This is a genomic window from Marilutibacter chinensis (assembly GCF_021725675.1).
Taxonomy (GTDB): Bacteria; Pseudomonadota; Gammaproteobacteria; order Xanthomonadales; family Xanthomonadaceae; genus Marilutibacter; species Marilutibacter chinensis.
This window is the reverse complement of the sequence record NZ_JAKJPO010000004.1, coordinates 223709-241573: the sequence shown is the minus strand read 5'-3', so window position 1 is coordinate 241573 and position 17865 is coordinate 223709. Positions and strand designations below refer to the sequence as shown.

General features: G+C 70.6%; 15 protein-coding genes and 1 riboswitch. Of the genes, 14 read left to right on the top strand and 1 reads right to left on the bottom strand.

Annotated elements, in window-relative coordinates; genetic code table 11:
- Positions 1-11 precede the first annotated feature (11 nt).
- The 4 genes from rluD (at position 12) to L3V18_RS09555 (ending at position 4261) form a co-directional block, all read left to right on the top strand.
- On the top strand, positions 12-986 hold the full coding sequence (gene rluD, locus L3V18_RS09570) for a 23S rRNA pseudouridine(1911/1915/1917) synthase RluD (protein WP_237054449.1): 975 nt from the start codon (positions 12-14) through the stop codon (positions 984-986).
- A gap of 1 nt (position 987) precedes the next feature.
- Positions 988-1863 carry a peptidoglycan editing factor PgeF gene (gene pgeF, locus L3V18_RS09565; protein ID WP_237054448.1) on the top strand — a complete coding sequence of 292 codons (876 nt, stop codon included), beginning with the start codon at positions 988-990 and terminating at the stop codon, positions 1861-1863.
- A 153-nt stretch (positions 1864-2016) separates the two neighbouring features.
- Positions 2017-3600, top strand: coding sequence for a SulP family inorganic anion transporter (locus L3V18_RS09560; RefSeq protein WP_237054447.1), 1584 nt, complete (start codon positions 2017-2019; stop codon positions 3598-3600).
- A 130-nt stretch (positions 3601-3730) separates the two neighbouring features.
- Positions 3731-4261 carry a DUF4166 domain-containing protein gene (locus L3V18_RS09555; RefSeq protein ID WP_237054446.1) on the top strand — a complete coding sequence of 177 codons (531 nt, stop codon included), beginning with the start codon at positions 3731-3733 and terminating at the stop codon, positions 4259-4261.
- Here the strand turns inward: L3V18_RS09555 and L3V18_RS09550 are convergent.
- The gene (locus L3V18_RS09550; protein WP_237054445.1) at positions 4234-5391 is read right to left on the bottom strand and encodes a saccharopine dehydrogenase family protein; all 1158 of its coding nucleotides are present in this window, start codon (positions 5389-5391) and stop codon (positions 4234-4236) included. The two genes, L3V18_RS09555 and L3V18_RS09550, sit on opposite strands and share 28 nt — an antisense overlap.
- A gap of 356 nt (positions 5392-5747) precedes the next feature.
- On the opposite strand from L3V18_RS09550, the gene clpB reads away from it, so the two are divergent.
- The 10 genes from clpB (at position 5748) to cobU (ending at position 17827) form a co-directional block, all read left to right on the top strand.
- Positions 5748-8333: an ATP-dependent chaperone ClpB gene (clpB, locus tag L3V18_RS09545; protein WP_237054444.1), complete on the top strand. Its 2586-nt coding sequence runs from the start codon at positions 5748-5750 to the stop codon at positions 8331-8333.
- A 189-nt stretch (positions 8334-8522) separates the two neighbouring features.
- A riboswitch (cobalamin riboswitch) is annotated at positions 8523-8780 on the top strand.
- A gap of 111 nt (positions 8781-8891) precedes the next feature.
- On the top strand, positions 8892-10742 hold the full coding sequence (gene btuB, locus L3V18_RS09540) for a TonB-dependent vitamin B12 receptor (protein WP_425493501.1): 1851 nt from the start codon (positions 8892-8894) through the stop codon (positions 10740-10742).
- A gap of 56 nt (positions 10743-10798) precedes the next feature.
- Entirely contained in the window at positions 10799-11380 is a 582-nt protein-coding gene (locus L3V18_RS09535) for a hypothetical protein (protein WP_237054443.1), read from the top strand.
- A gap of 10 nt (positions 11381-11390) precedes the next feature.
- Complete coding sequence (locus L3V18_RS09530) at positions 11391-11996, top strand: hypothetical protein (RefSeq protein ID WP_237054442.1); 606 nt, start codon at positions 11391-11393, stop codon at positions 11994-11996.
- Positions 11993-12631 carry a cob(I)yrinic acid a,c-diamide adenosyltransferase gene (cobO, locus tag L3V18_RS09525; protein ID WP_237054441.1) on the top strand — a complete coding sequence of 213 codons (639 nt, stop codon included), beginning with the start codon at positions 11993-11995 and terminating at the stop codon, positions 12629-12631. The genes L3V18_RS09530 and cobO overlap by 4 nt, the downstream gene beginning before the upstream one ends.
- On the top strand, positions 12631-13923 hold the full coding sequence (locus L3V18_RS09520) for a cobyrinic acid a,c-diamide synthase CobB (protein ID WP_237054440.1): 1293 nt from the start codon (positions 12631-12633) through the stop codon (positions 13921-13923). Before cobO ends, L3V18_RS09520 begins: the two co-directional genes overlap by 1 nt.
- Positions 13923-14849 carry an adenosylcobinamide-phosphate synthase CbiB gene (gene cbiB, locus L3V18_RS09515; RefSeq protein WP_425493508.1) on the top strand — a complete coding sequence of 309 codons (927 nt, stop codon included), beginning with the start codon at positions 13923-13925 and terminating at the stop codon, positions 14847-14849. The genes L3V18_RS09520 and cbiB overlap by 1 nt, the downstream gene beginning before the upstream one ends.
- Complete coding sequence (gene cobD / locus L3V18_RS09510) at positions 14842-15849, top strand: threonine-phosphate decarboxylase CobD (protein WP_237054438.1); 1008 nt, start codon at positions 14842-14844, stop codon at positions 15847-15849. The genes cbiB and cobD overlap by 8 nt, the downstream gene beginning before the upstream one ends.
- Positions 15846-17318, top strand: coding sequence for a cobyric acid synthase (locus L3V18_RS09505; protein WP_237054437.1), 1473 nt, complete (start codon positions 15846-15848; stop codon positions 17316-17318). The genes cobD and L3V18_RS09505 overlap by 4 nt, the downstream gene beginning before the upstream one ends.
- Complete coding sequence (cobU, locus tag L3V18_RS09500; protein WP_237054436.1) at positions 17306-17827, top strand: bifunctional adenosylcobinamide kinase/adenosylcobinamide-phosphate guanylyltransferase; 522 nt, start codon at positions 17306-17308, stop codon at positions 17825-17827. Before L3V18_RS09505 ends, cobU begins: the two co-directional genes overlap by 13 nt.
- Positions 17828-17865: the final 38 nt, after the last annotated feature.

The following is a 17865-nucleotide window of genomic DNA, read 5'->3' as shown; positions in this document are numbered from 1 at the left end:
CCCCGTTTGCCATGAGCGATGCCGCCCCCGCGCTGACCGCCACCGTTCCCGACAGCGCTGCCGGGCGCCGTTTCGATGCGGTTCTGGCGGAACTGTTCCCGGACTATTCGCGCTCGCGGCTGGCGGCGTGGATCAAGTCCGGCGACGCCCGTCTCGACGGCCGCGAGGCGCGCCCGCGCGATGCCGTGCGCGGTGGCGAGACGGTCACCCTGAACGTGATCGAGGAGGTCCAGACCCGATCGGCGCCGGAGGACATTCCGCTCGCCGTGCTGTACGAGGACGAACACGTCATCGTGATCGACAAGCCGCCGGGCCTGGTCGTGCACCCGGGGGCGGGCAACCCGGCCGGCACCCTGGTCAATGCCCTGCTGCACCATGACCCGGGGCTCGACAGGCTGCCGCGCGCCGGCATCGTCCACCGCCTGGACAAGGACACCTCGGGCGTGATGGTGGTCGCCCGCACCCTGGTCGCGCACACCGCGCTGATCGCGCAACTGTCCTCGCGCGAGGTGCATCGCCAGTACCTGGCGGTGGTGGTCGGGGCGATGGTGGCCGGCGGCACCGCCGACGCGCCGATCGACCGCCATCCGCGCGACCGCGTCCGCATGGCTGTGCGCGAGGACGGCCGCGAGGCGGTCACCCACTACCGGCTGCGCGAGCGCTTCCGCGCCCATACCCTGGTCGAATGCCGGTTGGAGACCGGCCGCACCCACCAGATCCGGGTGCACATGGCCCACATCAAGTATCCGATCGTCGGCGATCCGATGTACGGCGGTCCGCTGAAGCTACCGAAGGGCGCGACCCCGGAGCTGGTCGAGGCGCTGCGCGGGTTCCGTCGCCAGGCCCTGCATGCGGAGACGCTGGAGTTCGCGCACCCGGTCGGCGGTCAGCCGGTCCGATGCAGCGCGCCGATGCCGGACGACATGCAGGCGCTGGTCAGGGCACTGCAGGACGACAGCCGCGCCGCCGCGGAGGCCGGGCGTTGAGGTGAACGCGTCGGCGCCGTCGCCGTTGCCGTGGCTCGATGCCGACTGGCCGGCACCGCCGGGCGTCCGCGCCCTCACTACGCTGCGGCATGGCGCCGGCGTCTCGCCGCCACCGTTCGACCGCTTCAATCTCGGGTCGCGCTGTGGCGACGAACCGGCGCATGCGCTGGCGAACCGCGCTGCGCTGGCCGAGCTGGCCGGGTTGCCGTCGGCGCCGCGCTGGCTGCGGCAGGTGCATGGGGTGGAAGTGGTGCGGTTCGCGGGTGGCTCTCACCCCAGGCCTTCTCCCGTGCGCGACAGAGGGACTCGGGAAGCGGGCGCGGGGTTTCTGTCTCCGCTGCCGCAAGCCGGTTACGACTGGAGCGATGGTGCCGGCGAGCCCGAGGCCGACGCCGCGGTCACCTCCGAAGCCGGCGTGGTGCTGGCGATCCAGACCGCCGACTGCCTGCCGGTCCTGTTCTGCGCCGACGACGGCAGCGAGGTCGCCGGCGCGCATGCCGGCTGGCGTGGTCTGGCCGAAGGCGTGCTCGAGGCCACCGTCGCGGCGATGCGCACGCCGCCCGCGCGGCTGCTGGCCTGGCTGGGCCCGGCGGCGGGGCCGCAGGCCTACGAAGTCGGCGTCGACGTGCGTGATGCCTTCGTCTCGCGCGAACGGGCCGACGCTGCCGCGTTCACGGATACCCGCGAGCGACACTGGCGCGTCGATCTCTACCGGCTCGCGCGGCGGCGTCTGCAGGCCGCCGGGCTGGCCGTATCCCGCATCCACGGCGGTGGCCTGTGCACGATTTCCGACCCGGAGCGCTTCTTCTCGCATCGCCGCGACCGTCGCACCGGTCGCATGGCTTCGCTGATCTGGATCGAAGCCGCAGGCGCGTGATCCCGTCGCTGCCGCGCGACTTCCGGGCTCCCGCACATGTCTCAGTGGCATCGCATGCGAAGGGCCTGGCCTGGCGCCTTCCGCGGACTGGCCGGCCCGGGGCAGGGCAAACCCGGCTACGATCGTCAGCCGTAATCCAACCCCCGTCCGCCCATGCACAACGCTAGACCGCGCTGGTTCGTTGCCGGCGATCTCAACGGCTTCTTCGGCCTGGTCGTCGACAACCTGTCGATTCTCGGCTTCATCGCCGCAGCGCTGGTCGGGATCTTCGGCTTCCCGGCCGAGGTCGTGTTCACCCGGATGTTCCCCGGCACCGCGTTCGGTGTGCTTGTCGGCAACCTGATCTATACCGCGATGGCGCGCCGGCTGGCCGCGCGCAGTGGCCGCGACGACGTGACCGCGATGCCGCTGGGCCTGGATGCGCCGACCAGCATCGGCATGGCCCTGCTGGTGCTTGGGCCGGCGTTCGTACAGTTCAAGGCGCAGGGCCTGGACGAGGCCTCCGCGGCGACCGCGACCTGGCAGCTGGGCATGGCCTCGCTGATGGTGATGGGTACGTTGAAGCTGGTGCTGTCGTTCGCCGGCGACGCGATCACCCGGCTGGTGCCGCGTGCGGCCCTGCTCGGTTCGATCGGCGGCGCGGCGTTGATGCTGCTGGGCTTCCTGCCGCTGATCGAAACACTGCGCGCGCCGGTGGTCGGCTTCGCCACCTTCGGCCTGCTGCTGTACGTGCTGGTCGCGCGCGGGCCGCTGCCGGTGCGGATCCCCGGCGTGCTGCTGGCCTTCATCGTCGGCACCGCGCTGTACTACGGACTCGGCCTGGCCGGACTCGGTGCGCCGGGATTCCGTATCCCCGACGCGCTGCCGCTGGCGCTGACCCCGCCGTGGCCGACGCTCGGTTTCGTCGACGGCCTGCCGTACACCTTGCCCTACCTGTCGCTGCTGCTGCCTTTCGGCCTGCTGATGGTGGTCGGCGGCATCAACGTCGCGGAGAGCGCACGCGCCGCCGGCGACGACTACCGCACCCGCGACGTGCTGCTGGCCGAGGCGGTCTCGACCCTGGTCGCCGGCTTCTGCGGCGGCGTCGCCCAGACCACGCCCTACATCGGCCAGCCCGCCTACAAGCACATGGGCGCACGCTCGGGCTACACCCTGCTGGCCGGGCTGTTCGTCGGCATCGGCGGCATGCTCGGCATCGTGTCCGGGCTGGTGCAGTGGCTGCCGCTGGCGGTGCTGGCGCCGATCATCGTCTACGTCGGCCTCGACATCACCGTGCAGGCCTTCCAGAGCACGCGCCGCGAGCATGCGCTGGCGGTGGCGCTGGCGTTCCTGCCGGCGATCGCCTACCTGCTGGTGATCAAGCTCGGCAATCCGGCGTGGATCGATCCGGCCCGTTTCGCCGAGCTGTACGCGCACGGCGAGGGCAGCGGCCTGCCGGAGCTGGCGACGATCGTCGTGCTCGGCAACGGTTTCATCATCACGGCGATGCTGTGGGCCTCGGCGCTGGTGGCGATGGTCGAGAGCCGCTTCCGGCAATCGGCGGCCTGGTGGCTGCTGGCCTCGGTGCTGACGCTGTTCGGGGTGATCCACTCGGTGCATCCGCAGGGTGGCGTCTACCTGCCGGGCTCGCTGGAGGGCGTCGCGCGCTCCATCGCCTGGCAGTTCGCGGCCGGCTACGCGGTGCTGGCGACGATGCTCGGCCTGCTGTCGCTGCAGAGGGGCAAAGCGGGAGCCTGATCCGGGTCCGGCATGCGTCCGGCCGCTATGCTTCGCGCGGGGCGCCTGCTCCGCCGGGCGGGCACCTGCCGGGAAGCATTCCGGAGCCGGCGGAGGCGGTGGCGAAACACGCAGGCCAAGGGGCATCCGGATGCATCCGACCGTATTCCAGCAGGTGCTGCGCGCACCATTCTTCAACCTGCCCGATTCATTGCGCGCGCTGCATGGCATCCGCGGGCGCGGCGTCTGGGCGGGGCGGGCGACGATCGAGCGCGGTCGCAATCCGCTGGCCTGGTTGTGCGCGGTCGCGACCCGTCTGCCGCCGACGATGCATGACGTGCCGGTGCGGATCGAGTTCGTCGCAGACGGGAAACGCGAGATCTGGCACCGCGACTTCGCCGGAAGGAAGATGGTCTCCAGGCTGTACTGCCGCGATGGCCTGCTGTGCGAGCGGCTGGGGCTGGTGCAGTTCCGCTTCGCCCTGCATGCGTGGGACGGCACGATCTTCTGGAACGTCGAACGCGTGCGGCTGCTGGGCGTGCTGCCGCTGCCGGCTCGACTGTTCTCCGGCGTGCAGTGCCGCGAACGCGAGCACGAAGGCCGTTACCAGTTCCTGGTCGAGGCGCGACTGCCCCTGATCGGGCAGCTGGTCCGCTACGAGGGCTGGCTCGAGCCCGCCTGATGCCCGAGCACCACGGTCCGGGTATCGACCGCGAATCCGTGCAGCGCCGACAGATATTCCTCGAGCGTGAACAGGTCCAGGCAGGGGCCGGCGCCCGCGCCCGGCAGTTCGCCCCGCGCCAGCTTCCGCGCCAGCACGACGGCGGCGGTGCAGGGCACCTGCGGACCATCGCCGTCGCGCAGGATCATCTGCCAGCGCAGCGCCAGCGGTTCGCCGCCCGCGCCGACGCCGTGCATGTCGACGTGCATCAGGCCGACGTCGGAACCCGTGTCGAGCCATTGCTCGCTCAGGCGCAGCAGCAAGCGCGCCCATGGCTGCAGGCTGGGCACGAGCCGGAGGCGTACCGCCCAGCTGCCCAGCCACAGGCCGAAATGCATCCGCCGCAGCTCCAGGCCGGCGCGGAAGTCGCAGTGCTTCAGCGTCGGGTAACGCGCCGGCAGCACGTCCAGGTCGGGCACCTCGCAACGCGCGAACCAGCGCGGGCCGACGCCGGGCCACTGCAGTCTGCGCAGCGATTGCCAGCCGTGGACCCGCCGGCGTTCGCCATCCAGCAGGACCGGATAGGGGCGGCCGACGTAGCCGAGGATCGCGCGGGTGGTCGCCAGTCCGCGTGGGGTGCGGTTGCCCGGGGAGATGCCGGCTTCCACCGCATCCAGGCGGGTGAAGCGGTGCAGGTGGGCCTCGATCACCGCCGCGCTCAGGCCGGGCACGCTGCTGGCACCGCTGATGGCGCGGCGACCGGCGGCCTTCGCCTCGGCGTCCAGCGAATCGAAACCGGCGACGAAGCCGCGCGCGTCGGCCAGGTCGACATAGTGCGCGCCGGCCTGCAGGGCCGCGCGGGCGACCCGGTAGCCATCTGGCGTGCAGTTCTGCTCCTGGAACGGACCGGCGGTATGGATGACGAGATCCGGGCGCGACTGTTCGAACGACCGCGCGAGCGCTGCAGCGTCGCCGGCATCCAGTCGCAGTGGACGCATCGCACGCCGGCCTGCGCCGCTGGTGTCGATGAAGGTTCGGGCACGTTCGATGTCGCGTCCGGCGACGAGGATGTCGAAGCGGTCGTCGGCGGCCAGCGTGCGGCTGATGCGACCGCCGAACTGGCCATAGCCGCCCAGGATGAGGATGCGCATGCGTGCATGGTAGCGAGAGCCGGGCGGTCGCGGCCCAGGCCTGGAGGACGGGGCAAGCTCCACCCCCTGTAGGCCGCTGCTTTTTTGCCGTATTGCCCGCGCGTGCCGCGGGGGACGGCCAGGCGTGCCGTCGCCATCCGGCGTCCCGGCCGGCACGGGCCGCACGATGCTGCCGCGCTGGCGGCCGGCTCATCCACGGCGTGCATTCCGACGATCCCGGGACCGCCGCCGTCAACGGTCACGATCCCTGAACAGCGCCTGCCGCATCCTTGAACCCCGCTTGAATCGCCTTCGTCCGGCCGCATGTCCGTCGCATCGCGGCAACGATCGCCGCCCCTGATTCCAAGAGGTTCTCCATGCGGATGGACAAGCTGACATCGCGCTTCCAGCAGGCGATCGCCGACGCGCAGTCGCTGGCGGTCGGGCGCGACCACAACGTGATCGAACCGGTGCACCTGCTCGCCGCGTTGATCGACCAGCAGGGCGGCGGTACCCGGCCGCTGCTGGCGCAGGCCGGGGTCAACGTGCCGTTGCTGCGCGAGCGGCTCGGCGAGGCGCTGGACAAGCTGCCGAAGGTGAGCGGGCAGGAAGGCAACGTCTCCGTCGGCAACGACCTGGCGCGCCTGCTCAACGTCACCGACAAGCTCGCCCAGCAGCGCGGCGACGCCTTCATCGCATCGGAGCTGTTCCTGCTCGCCGCACTCGACGGCAATACCGAGGCCGGCAAGCTGCTCAAGGCCGCGGGTGCGGACAAGGGCAAGCTGGAAGCGGCGATCGACAAGGCCCGCGGCGGCGAATCGGTGCAATCGGAGAACGCCGAGGACCAGCGGCAGGCGCTGGAGAAGTACTGCATCGACCTGACCGCGCGCGCCGAGTCCGGCAAGCTCGACCCGGTGATCGGCCGTGACGAGGAGATCCGCCGCACCGTGCAGGTGCTGCAGCGCCGGACCAAGAACAACCCGGTGCTGATCGGCGAGCCCGGCGTCGGCAAGACCGCGATCGTCGAGGGCCTGGCCCAGCGCATCGTCAACGGCGAGGTGCCGGAAGGGCTGCGCGGCAAGCGCGTGCTCGCGCTCGACATGGGCGCGCTGATCGCCGGCGCCAAGTTCCGCGGCGAGTTCGAGGAGCGCCTGAAGGGCGTGCTCAACGACCTGTCGAAGAACGAGGGCCAGGTGATCCTGTTCATCGACGAACTGCACACGATGGTCGGCGCCGGCAAGGCCGAGGGCGCGATGGACGCCGGCAACATGCTCAAGCCGGCGCTGGCGCGGGGCGAACTGCACTGCATCGGCGCGACCACGCTCGACGAGTATCGCAAGTACGTCGAGAAGGATGCCGCACTGGAGCGCCGTTTCCAGAAGGTGTTCGTCGGTGAGCCGAGCGTGGAGGACACCATCGCGATCCTGCGCGGACTGAAGGAGAAGTACGCGGTCCACCACGGTGTGGAGATCACCGATCCGGCGATCGTCGCCGCGGCGACGCTGAGCAACCGTTACATCGCCGACCGCCAGCTGCCGGACAAGGCGATCGACCTGATGGACGAAGCCGCCAGCCGCATCCGCATGGAGATCGACTCCAAGCCCGAGGAACTGGACCGCAAGGAGCGCCGGCTGATCCAGCTGAAGATCCAGCGCGAGGCGCTGAAGAAGGAGAAGGACGAGGCCTCGAAGCAGCGTCTGGCCGACCTGGAGGCCGAGATCGCCACGCTGGAGCGCGAGTTCAACGACCTGGAGGAGGTCTGGAAGGCCGAGAAGGCGACCCTGCAGGGCGCGACGAAGATCAAGGAGCAGATCGAGACGGCCAAGCTCGAACTGGAGGCGGCGCAGCGCAAGCAGGATTTCGGACGCATGAGCGAGATCCAGTACGGCACCCTGCCGGAGCTGGAGAAGCAGCTGCAGGCGGCGCAGGAAGCCGAAAGGCAGGGCTTCACCCTGCTGCAGGACAAGGTCACCGCCGAGGAGATCGCCGAAGTGGTCTCGCGCTGGACCGGCATCCCGGTGTCGAAGATGCTCGAGGGCGAGCGCGAGAAGCTGCTGCAGATGGAGGGGCACCTGCATGCGCGCGTGGTCGGCCAGGACGAGGCGATCAAGGTCGTCTCCGACGCGGTACGCCGTTCGCGTGCCGGCCTGAGCGATCCGAACCGTCCCAGCGGCTCGTTCCTGTTCCTCGGTCCGACCGGCGTCGGCAAGACCGAGCTGTGCAAGGCGCTGGCCGAGTTCCTGTTCGACTCGCCCGACGCGATGGTCCGCATCGACATGAGCGAGTTCATGGAGAAGCACGCGGTCAGCCGCCTGGTCGGCGCGCCCCCGGGCTACGTCGGCTACGAGGAGGGCGGCTATCTGACCGAGGCGGTGCGCCGCCGTCCGTACAGCGTGATCCTGCTCGACGAGGTCGAGAAGGCGCACCCGGACGTGTTCAACATCCTGCTGCAGGTGCTGGACGATGGCCGCCTGACCGACGGCCAGGGTCGCACGGTCGACTTCCGCAACACCGTGATCGTGATGACCTCCAACCTCGGCAGCCAGATGATCCAGGAGATGTCGGATACCGACTCCCCGGAGGGCTACACGCAGATGAAGGCGGCGGTGATGGGCGTGGTGCAGAACCACTTCCGCCCGGAGTTCATCAACCGGCTCGACGACATCGTGGTGTTCCATCCACTGGCCAAGGCGCAGATCCGCGAGATCGCGAAGATCCAGCTCGCCGGACTCGACAGGCGCCTGGCCGAGCGCGGCCTGAAGCTTCAGCTGACCGACAACGCGATCGCGCTGCTCGGCAACGTCGGCTTCGATCCGGTCTACGGTGCCCGTCCGCTCAAGCGCGCGATCCAGCAGCAACTGGAGAACCCGCTGGCGCAGCGGATCCTGGCCGGCGAGTTCGTCGCCGGCGACACCGTCGTCGCCGATGCCGAGGGCGGCCAGCTGGTGTTCCGCAAGGCGTAGTTCTGCAAGAGCGACCCTTCAGCCGCGGATTGGCGCGGATCGACACGGATAAAGCCATCAAGGGACTGGATCCGTGGTCCGGGCCATCCTGTCTGCCCGGGTCGTTCGCATGTCCGGCGCTGCGCGCTCATCCCACCCGCTTCTGCGGCCATGCGCTTTCGCATGGCGGGATGGCCCCGGCTTGCTGCTAGACTGGCGCCCGCCTGAGGTGACCGCCGCCCCGACCGGGACGGCGGTTGAAACGGGAATCCGGTGCGCCGGGTCGAGCTCCACACGTCCGTGGATACGACCGGCAATTCCGGAGCTGCCCCCGCAACGGTAGGCGAGACAAGGTCCGCACACGGCCACTGTGCTTGATGCATGGGAAGGCGCGGACCGGGAGCCGGCGATGTCGCATCGCCCGCTCCGCTCGCGAGCCCGGAGACCGGCCCCAGGCATGACCCGACATGCGGTGGGCGATGTCACGGGCTGCGCGCTTGTGGCGCGCCGACTCGAACCCTCCTTCCGTCTGTCCGTTCCCATGCCATCCGCGCGGGCAGGCGCGGTGAAGGAGTCCGTGTGCATAGCCGTACCGTCGTGTTCTGTCGTGCCGTTCTGGCGACGACGCTTTTCCCGGTTCTTTTCCCCGTCGCTCCGGCCCTGGCTGAAGGCGTCGCCGCCGACCTGGAGGGCGTCGTTGTCACCGCCACCCGCACCGCCCGGACCCAGGACCAGACCCTGGCCACGGTGACGGTGATCGATCGCGTCGAGATCGAGCGCCTGCAGCCGCCGTCGTTGCCGGACCTGCTGCGCGGCCGCGCCGGCATCTCGCTGGCGAACAACGGCGGGCCCGGCAAGTCGACCTCGCTGTTCCTGCGCGGGACCGAGTCCGACCACGTGCTGGTGCTGGTCGACGGCGTCCGCATCGGTTCGGCGACCAGTGGCGGCGCCGCGCTGCAGGACATCCCGGTCGAGCAGATCGAGCGCATCGAGATCGTGCGTGGTCCGTTCTCCAGCCTGTATGGCTCGGAGGCACTGGGCGGCGTCGTGCAGATATTCACCCGGCGCCCGCGCGGACCGTTCGAGCCCAACGCGATGGCGGCGTCCGGCAGCGAGGGCACCTGGCGCGCGTCGGCGGGCGTGGCCGGGCGGGGCGCTGACGGCTGGTACTCGGTGCAGGCGGCGCACGAGAGCACCGAAGGCATCAACGCCTACCGCGGCACCCGCAATTTCGATCCCGATCGCGACGGCTACCGCAACAGCTCGCTGAGCGTGCAGGGCGGCCACCGTTTCGGCGAGCGCTGGGACGGCGATGTGCGGGTGTTCCGTTCCGAGGGCCGCAACGAGTACGACGGCGGCCCGGCCAGCGAGGCCGACACGGTCCAGCAGGTCGTCGGCGGACAGCTGCGCTACGTCGCCGGACCGGGCTTCAGGCTCACCGCCAGCGCCGGTACCAGCGCCGACCTGAGCGACAACTACTTCGACGGTGCGTTCTACTCGCGCTTCGACACCCGCCGCCAGCTGGCCGGGCTGCAGGCCGACATCGGGATCGGCGACGGTCTGCTTACGCTCGGCTTCGACTGGCAGCGCGACGAGGTCGAGGGCACCACCGACTACGCGCTCGACTCGCGGATCAACCGCGGCGCGTTCGCGCAGTGGCAGCAGGCGTTCGGTGCGCAGTCCCTGCAGGCCAGCGTGCGCCGCGACGACAACGAACAGTTCGGCGGCAGGACCACCGGCAGCCTGTTGTGGGGCTGGGACTTCACCGATGCGTTGAGGCTGACCGCCAGCGTCGGCACCGCGTTCAAGGCACCGACCTTCAACGAACTCTATTTCCCCGGCTACGGCAACCCGGCGCTGGGGCCGGAGACCTCGCGCAGCGGCGAGATCGGCCTGCGCGGCGAGCACGGCTGGGGCCGCTGGTCGATCGATGCCTACCAGACGCGCATCGACGACATGATCGCCTACGACGCCGATCTGGGTCCGTTCGGCGGTCCCAACAACATCGATCGCGCGCGCATCCGTGGCGTGGAGGCGGTGATCGGCACGACCGTGGCCGGCTGGGAGCTGGCCGCGACCGCGACCCTGCTCGATCCCGAGAACGACGCCGACGCGTCCGGCTATCCGGGCAATGTGCTGCCGCGACGCGCGAAGCGCAGCGGCCGCGTCGACCTGGATCGCCGCTTCGGCGCCCTCAGCCTGGGCGCCTCGATCAGCGGCGCCGGCGAGCGCCACGACAATCTCGCCAACACGCGCCGGATGGGCGGCTACGGGCTGGCCGACCTGCGCGTCGGCTATGTGCTGTCGCCGGACTGGCAGCTGCGGCTGTCGGTCGACAACGTGTTCGACAAGCAGTACGAGACCGCGACCTTCTACAACCAGCCTGGCCGCCAGTGGCTGCTGAGCCTGCGCTGGCGCCCGGACGCCTGAGCGCATGCGCCCACGGCCATGGAGCGGCCTTCCTTCAATCCCACACGAGGCCTGCCATGAAGCCGCTTTCCAGACCGATGAATCTCGTCCTGCTGTCCGCGTTCGCGACGTTGATGGTGGCGACGCGCTTCAATCACTTCGGCGATGCGCTGCACCTGCCCGACGCCTCGATGGCGCTGTTCTTTCTCGGCGGCCTGTACCTGCGCCGGCACTGGCAGTTCGTCGCGATGCTGGTGCTGGCGGTCGCGGTCGACTGGGTGTCGATCGAGTACGCCGGGGTCAGCGATTTCTGCATCACGCCGTCGTACGCGTTCCTGCCGCTGGCCTATGCGGTGCTCTGGTATGGGGGACGCCTGTACACGGGACGGCTGGATGGGCGGATGCTCCCGCTGCTCGGCGCGGCCGGAGTCGGGCTGGTCGCGGCCAGCGCGTCGTTCCTGATCTCCAACGGCGCGTTCTACTGGCTCGGCGGACGCTACCAGGATCCCCACTTCGCCGAGTACCTTGCCCGTGCCTGGCAGTGGGGGCCGCTGTTCGTGCGTACGACGATGATGTACGTCGCCGTTGCCCTGGCGGTGCACGGCATGGCGACCTTCGCCCTGCGCGGTCGCATCGCGCATCAGATCGATTCGCGCTGAGGTGACCGCCATGAACGGACAATCGACCCCGCCGCTGCCGCTGGTTTCCGTGCGCGGCCAGTGGTTGGCCGGACTGGGACTGGCGGCGCTGATGATCGCCACCCGCGGCCAGCACTTCGCCAGCGTCGATGCGCTGCCCAGCGCATCGTGGGCGGTGTTCTTCCTCGCCGGCGCGCTGCTGCGTCCGATGTGGGCGCTGCCTGTGCTGTTCGTGCTGGCGACCGCGCTCGACCTGGGCAGCCATGCCGCCGGCACGATCAGCGACTGGTGCCTGTCGCCGGCGTACTGGGCGCTGGCCTTCGCCTACGCGTCGCTATGGCTGGGCGGGCATGTCTACCGTCGGTTGCACGTGGACGACTGGCGGACGCTGCCGTGGCTGGCGCTGACCCTCGTGGTGACTGCCAGCGTCGCCTACCTGCTGTCCAAGGGCGGCTACTGGTTCTTCTCCGGTCGATACCCGGATCCGACCCTGCAGGGCTTCCTCGCCCGCGTCCCGGCCTACTACCCGCGCGCGCTCGGCACACTGGCCGGCTATGTCGGAGCGGCGTTCGCCTTGCGCGCGGCGTTGCGTGGCGCGAGGCTTGGAGGCCCCGCTTCGAAGGAGGTCGTGTCGTGAGCCGCGGCTCCGAACGCCTCGGGCGCACCGAGGAAGAGCACTACCGGGAACGTGCGCGGCGCAAGAAGGAACTGGTCGACCGCCGGATCGCGCGGGCGACGATCGACCGCGGCGTACTGGTGGTCAACACCGGCAACGGCAAGGGCAAGAGCTCGTCGGGATTCGGCATGCTCGCGCGCTCGCTCGGGCATGGATTCCGCTGCGGCGTGGTGCAGTTCATCAAGGGCAGCTTCAGCACCGGCGAGGACCTGTTCTTCCGCGGCATGGACGGCGCATTCGCCGACCGCCTCGAGTATCACGTGATGGGCGAGGGGTTCACCTGGGAAACCCAGGACCGTGCCCGCGACGTCGCCGCCGCGACCGCGGCGTGGGAGGTCGCCGCGCGGATGCTCGCCGATCCGGATTTCGACTTCGTGCTGCTGGACGAGCTCAACATCGCGCTGAACAAGGACTACCTGCCGCTGGACGCGGTGCTCGCGGCGCTGAAGACACGGCCGCCGCGTCAGCACGTCGTTGTCACCGGTCGCGGTGCGCCGGACGCGCTGGTCGAGGCCGCCGATACGGTGACCGAGATGCGTCTGGTCAAGCATGCATTCCGCGCCGGCATCAGGGCGCAGCACGGGATCGAACTGTGATGGCGACCGCCCGCTGTCCCGCATTGCTGGTGTCGGCGCCCGCGTCGGGACAGGGCAAGACCAGCGTCACCGCCGCGCTCGCGCGTTGGCACCGGCGCAATGGCCGGCGGGTGCGGGTGTTCAAGACCGGTCCGGATTTCCTCGACCCGATGATTCTCGAACGTGCCTGTGGTGCGCCGGTGCAGCAGCTCGACCTGTGGATGTGCGGCGAATCCGACGTGCGCGCGCGCCTGCATGCCGCCGCGCTGGAGTCTGACCTGATCCTGGTCGAGGGCGTGATGGGGTTGTTCGACGGCGAGCCGTCCAGCGCGGATCTTGCGATCGCACTCGGCCTGCCGGTGCTGGCGGTGATCGACGGTTCGGCAATGGCGCAGACCTTCGGCGCGCTGGCGACCGGACTGGCCCGATACCGTGAAGGCCTGCAGCTGCACGGGGTCGCCGCGAACCGCATCGGCAGTGCGCATCACGCCAGACTGTTGCGCGACAGCCTGCCGGCGGACATCGCCTGGATGGGCGCATTGCCGCGGCGACCTGGGCTGGCATTGCCGGAACGGCATCTGGGCCTGGTCGCGGCCGGCGAGCTCGCCGACCTGGACGCGCGCCTGGACGCGCTGGCCGACGCCTGGGGCGAGCACGCGGCGACCGCGCTGCCGCCGGCGCTCGAATTCGCAGCCGCCGAGCCGCCGCCGGTGCCACGCCGGCTCGAAGGCTGGCGTATCGCGGTCGCGCGCGACGCTGCGTTCTGTTTCCTGTACCCGGCCAACATCGCGCTGCTGCGCGATGCCGGCGCCGAACTGCGGTTCTTCTCGCCGGTGGCCGGCGATCCGCTGCCCGAATGCGACGCGGTCTGGTTGCCGGGCGGGTATCCGGAGCTGCACCTGGACGCACTGGGTGCCAACACCGACCTGCACGCGTCGCTGCGTGCGCATCGCGATGCGGGACGTCCGCTGCTGGCCGAATGCGGCGGTCTGCTGTTCGCGCTCGAGGAACTCGCCGATCGCGACGGGCGGCGCGCGCCGATGGCGGGCCTGATTGCCGGTGCGGCGGCGATGCAGTCGCGCTTCGTCGCGCTCGGCATGCAGGAGGTCTCGTTGCCGGAAGGAACCTTGCGCGGGCACAGCTTCCACTATGCGCGCGCCGAGATCCGTGCCGACCCGATCGCGATCGCGGCCAATCCGAACGGCGGGCCGACCGCCGAGGCGGTCTACCGCGACCGTGCGCTGACCGCGAGCTTCGTCCACCTCTACTTCGCATCCGATCCCGCAGCGGCGGCGAGGCTGTTCCGGCCATGATCGCGGCGGCCGTCGCGATCGCCGCGGTCGCGCTCGATGCCGTGCTCGGCGAGCCGAGGCGCGCGCATCCGCTGGTTGCGTTCGGACGCTGGGCCGGCTGGATCGAACGCCATCTGCACGCTGGCTGCCGGCTGCGCGGTCTGCTTGCATGGTCGTTGGCGGTGTTGCCCTGGGTCGGTGTCGCATGGGCGCTGGACGCGTTCGCCAGGCAGCTTCCGACATGGCTGTCGGCGGCGTATGCAGCGTTGGTGCTGTACGCCGCCATCGGCCTGCGCAGCCTCGGCGATCATGCGCGGCCGGTCGCCGACGCGCTCGACGCCGGCGATCTCGACGCCGCACGTGCGGCGGTCGGCCGGATCGTCAGCCGCGACACCGGGGCGCTGTCGTCGGGGCAACTGGCCGCCGCCGCGACCGAGTCGGTGCTGGAGAACGGCTGCGACGCGGTGTTCGGCGCACTGTTCTGGTTCCTGCTGCTCGGCGTACCCGGCGTGGTCCTGTACCGGCTTGCGAACACGCTCGACGCGATGTGGGGCTACCGGACGCCGCGCTTCGCACGCTTCGGCTGGGCGGCGGCGCGGATCGACGACGCACTGAACCTGCTGCCGGCGCGGCTCACCGCGGCGACCTACGCGTTGTGCGGCCATACCGCATCGGCCTGGCATTGCTGGCGCCGGCAGGCCGGGGCCTGGGACAGCCCGAACGCCGGTCCGGTCATGGCCGCCGGCGCCGGTGCGTTGCGAACATGCCTCGGCGGGCCGGCGCCCTACCACGGCCGCTGGAAGGCCCGCCCGCCGCTCGGCGAGGGGCAGCCGCCGGACGCCATCGCGGTCCGGCGTGCGCTGGTCCTGGTACGCAACGGCGTCGTCGTGTGGCTGGCGGTCGCATCGGTGGCGACATTCGCGCTGGAGGCGTGGCGGCATGCTTGAGCACGGCGGACGGCTGCTGCGCGCCGCGAACCGGTACGGGATCGCTGTCGCCGACTGGCTCGACCTGTCGACCGGCATCAGTCCGTTCGCATGGCCGGTGCCGCCGGTGCCGGCGGCGGCCTGGCACCGTCTGCCCGAGGACGACGACGGCCTGGTCGACATCGCGCGTGACTACTACGGTGCGCCACGGCTGTTGCCGGTCGCCGGTTCGCAGGCGGCGATCCAGGCCCTGCCGCGCCTGCGCGAGCGGTCCCGCGTCGGGGTGATCGCACCTGGTTACGCCGAGCACACGCATGCGTGGCGCGCGGCCGGACACGAAGTCGAACGACTGCACGCGCGGCGGCTGTCCGATGAAGTCGCGCGCTTCGACGTGGTCGTGCTGATCCACCCGAACAATCCGGGCGGGGAGCGTTTCGAACGCGATGCACTACTAGAACTGCATGCGCGGCTGGCGTCACGCGGCGGTTGGCTGGTGGTTGACGAGGCCTTCATCGACGCGACGCCCGAACGCAGCCTGTGCGCGGACAGCGGGCGCAACGGCCTGGTCGTGCTGCGCTCGGTCGGCAAGTTCTTCGGCCTGGCCGGCGCGCGCGCCGGCTTCGTCTGCGCCGTGCCCGCGGTGCTGGAGTCCCTGCGTGAACGGCTCGGTCCGTGGACGCTGTCCGGGCCGACCCGGCACGTGCTGCTGCAAGCGCTCGCCGATCGCGACTGGCAGTCGGCCGCGCGCACGCGGCTGCTCGCGGCCGGTGCGCGCCTGGGGGCGCTCCTCGATGCGCATGGTCTGGTCGATGGCGCGGGCTGCGCGTATTTCCAGTGGCGACGCCATCCGGATGCGCCCGTTCTGCACGATGCACTGGCCCGGCGTGGAGTCCTCGTGCGCTGTTTCGATACCGACGAGGCGACGCCGCCGAGTTTGCGCTTCGGCCTGCCGGGCGACGACGCCGGCTTCGCCCGGCTCGACCGGACCCTGCACGAGGCGCTGCGGGAGGTCGCCGCATGAGCGCGCGCGTGCTGATGGTGCAGGGCTGCACCTCCGATGCCGGCAAGAGCACCCTGGTCGCGGCATTGTGCCGCTGGTTGCGCCGGCGGGGCGTACGGGTCGCACCGTTCAAACCGCAGAACATGGCGCTGAACGCGGCAGTGACCGTCGACGGCGGCGAGATCGGCCGCGCCCAGGCGGTACAGGCTCAGGCCTGCGGGCTCGCTCCGCACACCGACTTCAATCCGGTTCTGCTCAAGCCGTGCAGCGACAGCGGAGCGCAGGTCATCCTGCATGGACGCGCGATCGGGCAGATGGACGCGGTCGGGTACCACGGCTACAAGCGGGTGGCATTCGACGCGGTGATGACATCGCATGTGCGGCTGGTCGAAGCCTTCGACGCGGTGGTGGTCGAGGGTGCGGGCAGTCCGGCCGAGATCAACCTGCGCGCGAACGACATCGCCAACATGGGCTATGCCGAGGCGGTCGATTGCCCGGTGGTCCTGATCGCCGACATCGACCGCGGCGGGGTGTTCGCGCACCTGGTCGGCACGCTGGCGCTGTTGTCGGAAAGCGAACGCGCCCGCGTCGTCGGCTTCGTGATCAACCGTTTCCGCGGCGACATCGCGCTGCTGCAGCCGGGCCTCGACTGGCTGCAGCGCGAAACCGGCAAGCCGGTGCTCGGCGTGCTGCCGTATCTGCACGGCCTGCACCTGGAAGCCGAGGATGCACTGCCCCGCGACCGCGAGGCCAAGCCGGCGGCAACGCTGCGGGTGGCCGTACCGGTGCTGCCGCGGATCAGCAATCACACCGACTTCGACCCGCTGCGCGCGCATCCGCAGATCGATCTGCGCTTCGTCGGACCGGGCGAAAGCGCGCCGCGCTGCGACCTGATCGTGCTGCCCGGCAGCAAGGCCACGCGTGCGGATCTGGCGTGGCTGCGCGAGCACGGCTGGGATATGGCCATCGCGCGTCACCTGCGTTACGGCGGCAAGGTGCTCGGCATCTGCGGCGGATTGCAGATGCTGGGCCGCGCGGTGCACGACCCGGACGGCATCGAGGGCGGGGCCGGGTCCAGTGCGGGGCTGGGCTGGCTCGACCTGGAGACGACCCTGACGCCGCGGAAGCGGCTGCGCAACGTCGGCGGCCGTTCCCGCATTGGCGATGTACCGGTACGCGGCTACGAGATCCACTGCGGAGTCAGTACCGGTCCGGCGCTGGCGCAGCCGTTCGCGCAGCTCGACGACGGCCGTGGCGACGGCGCGGTTTCGGACGACGGACAGGTCGCCGGCAGCTATCTGCACGGCCTGTTCGACCATCCCGAAACGCTGGCGGCGATGCTGCAGTGGGCCGGCCTTGCCGCGGCACGTCCGCTGGACATCGCCGCGCTGCGCGAGGCATCGATCGAGCGGCTTGCCGACATGGTCGAAGCGCATCTGGATACCGGGCGCCTGGCCGCGCTGCTGGAGGGCGACGCATGCATACCCTGATCCTCGGCGGGGCGCGGTCGGGCAAGAGCGCGCTGGCCGAACGCATCGCGGGCGACTGCGGCCTGGCGGTGAGCTATGTCGCGACCGCGCAGGCCGGTGACGGCGAGATGGGCGCACGCATCGCCCATCACCGTGCGCGACGGCCGGCACATTGGGACTGCATCGAAGAGCCGCTGGCACTGGCGGAGACGCTGCGCGCGCACGCAGCGGCCGACCGCTGCCTGTTGGTCGACTGCCTGACGCTGTGGCTGAGCAATCTCCTCGGCGATGCCGACCCGGACCGCTTCGCACGCGAACGCGGCGCCCTGCTGGAGGCACTGCCGACGTTGCCCGGTCGCGTGCTGCTGGTCGGCAACGAGGTGGGGCTCGGGGTGGTGCCGATGGGCGAACTCAGCCGCCGCTTCGTCGACGAGGCCGGGCGCTTGCACCAGGCGCTTGCCGCGCGCTGCGAACAGGTGCTGTTCGTTGCGGCCGGATTGCCGATGGCGTTGAAGGGGGAGTGTCCATGAGCGAGGCAACGATGGAGATGAGGGAAAAGCCCCGGACA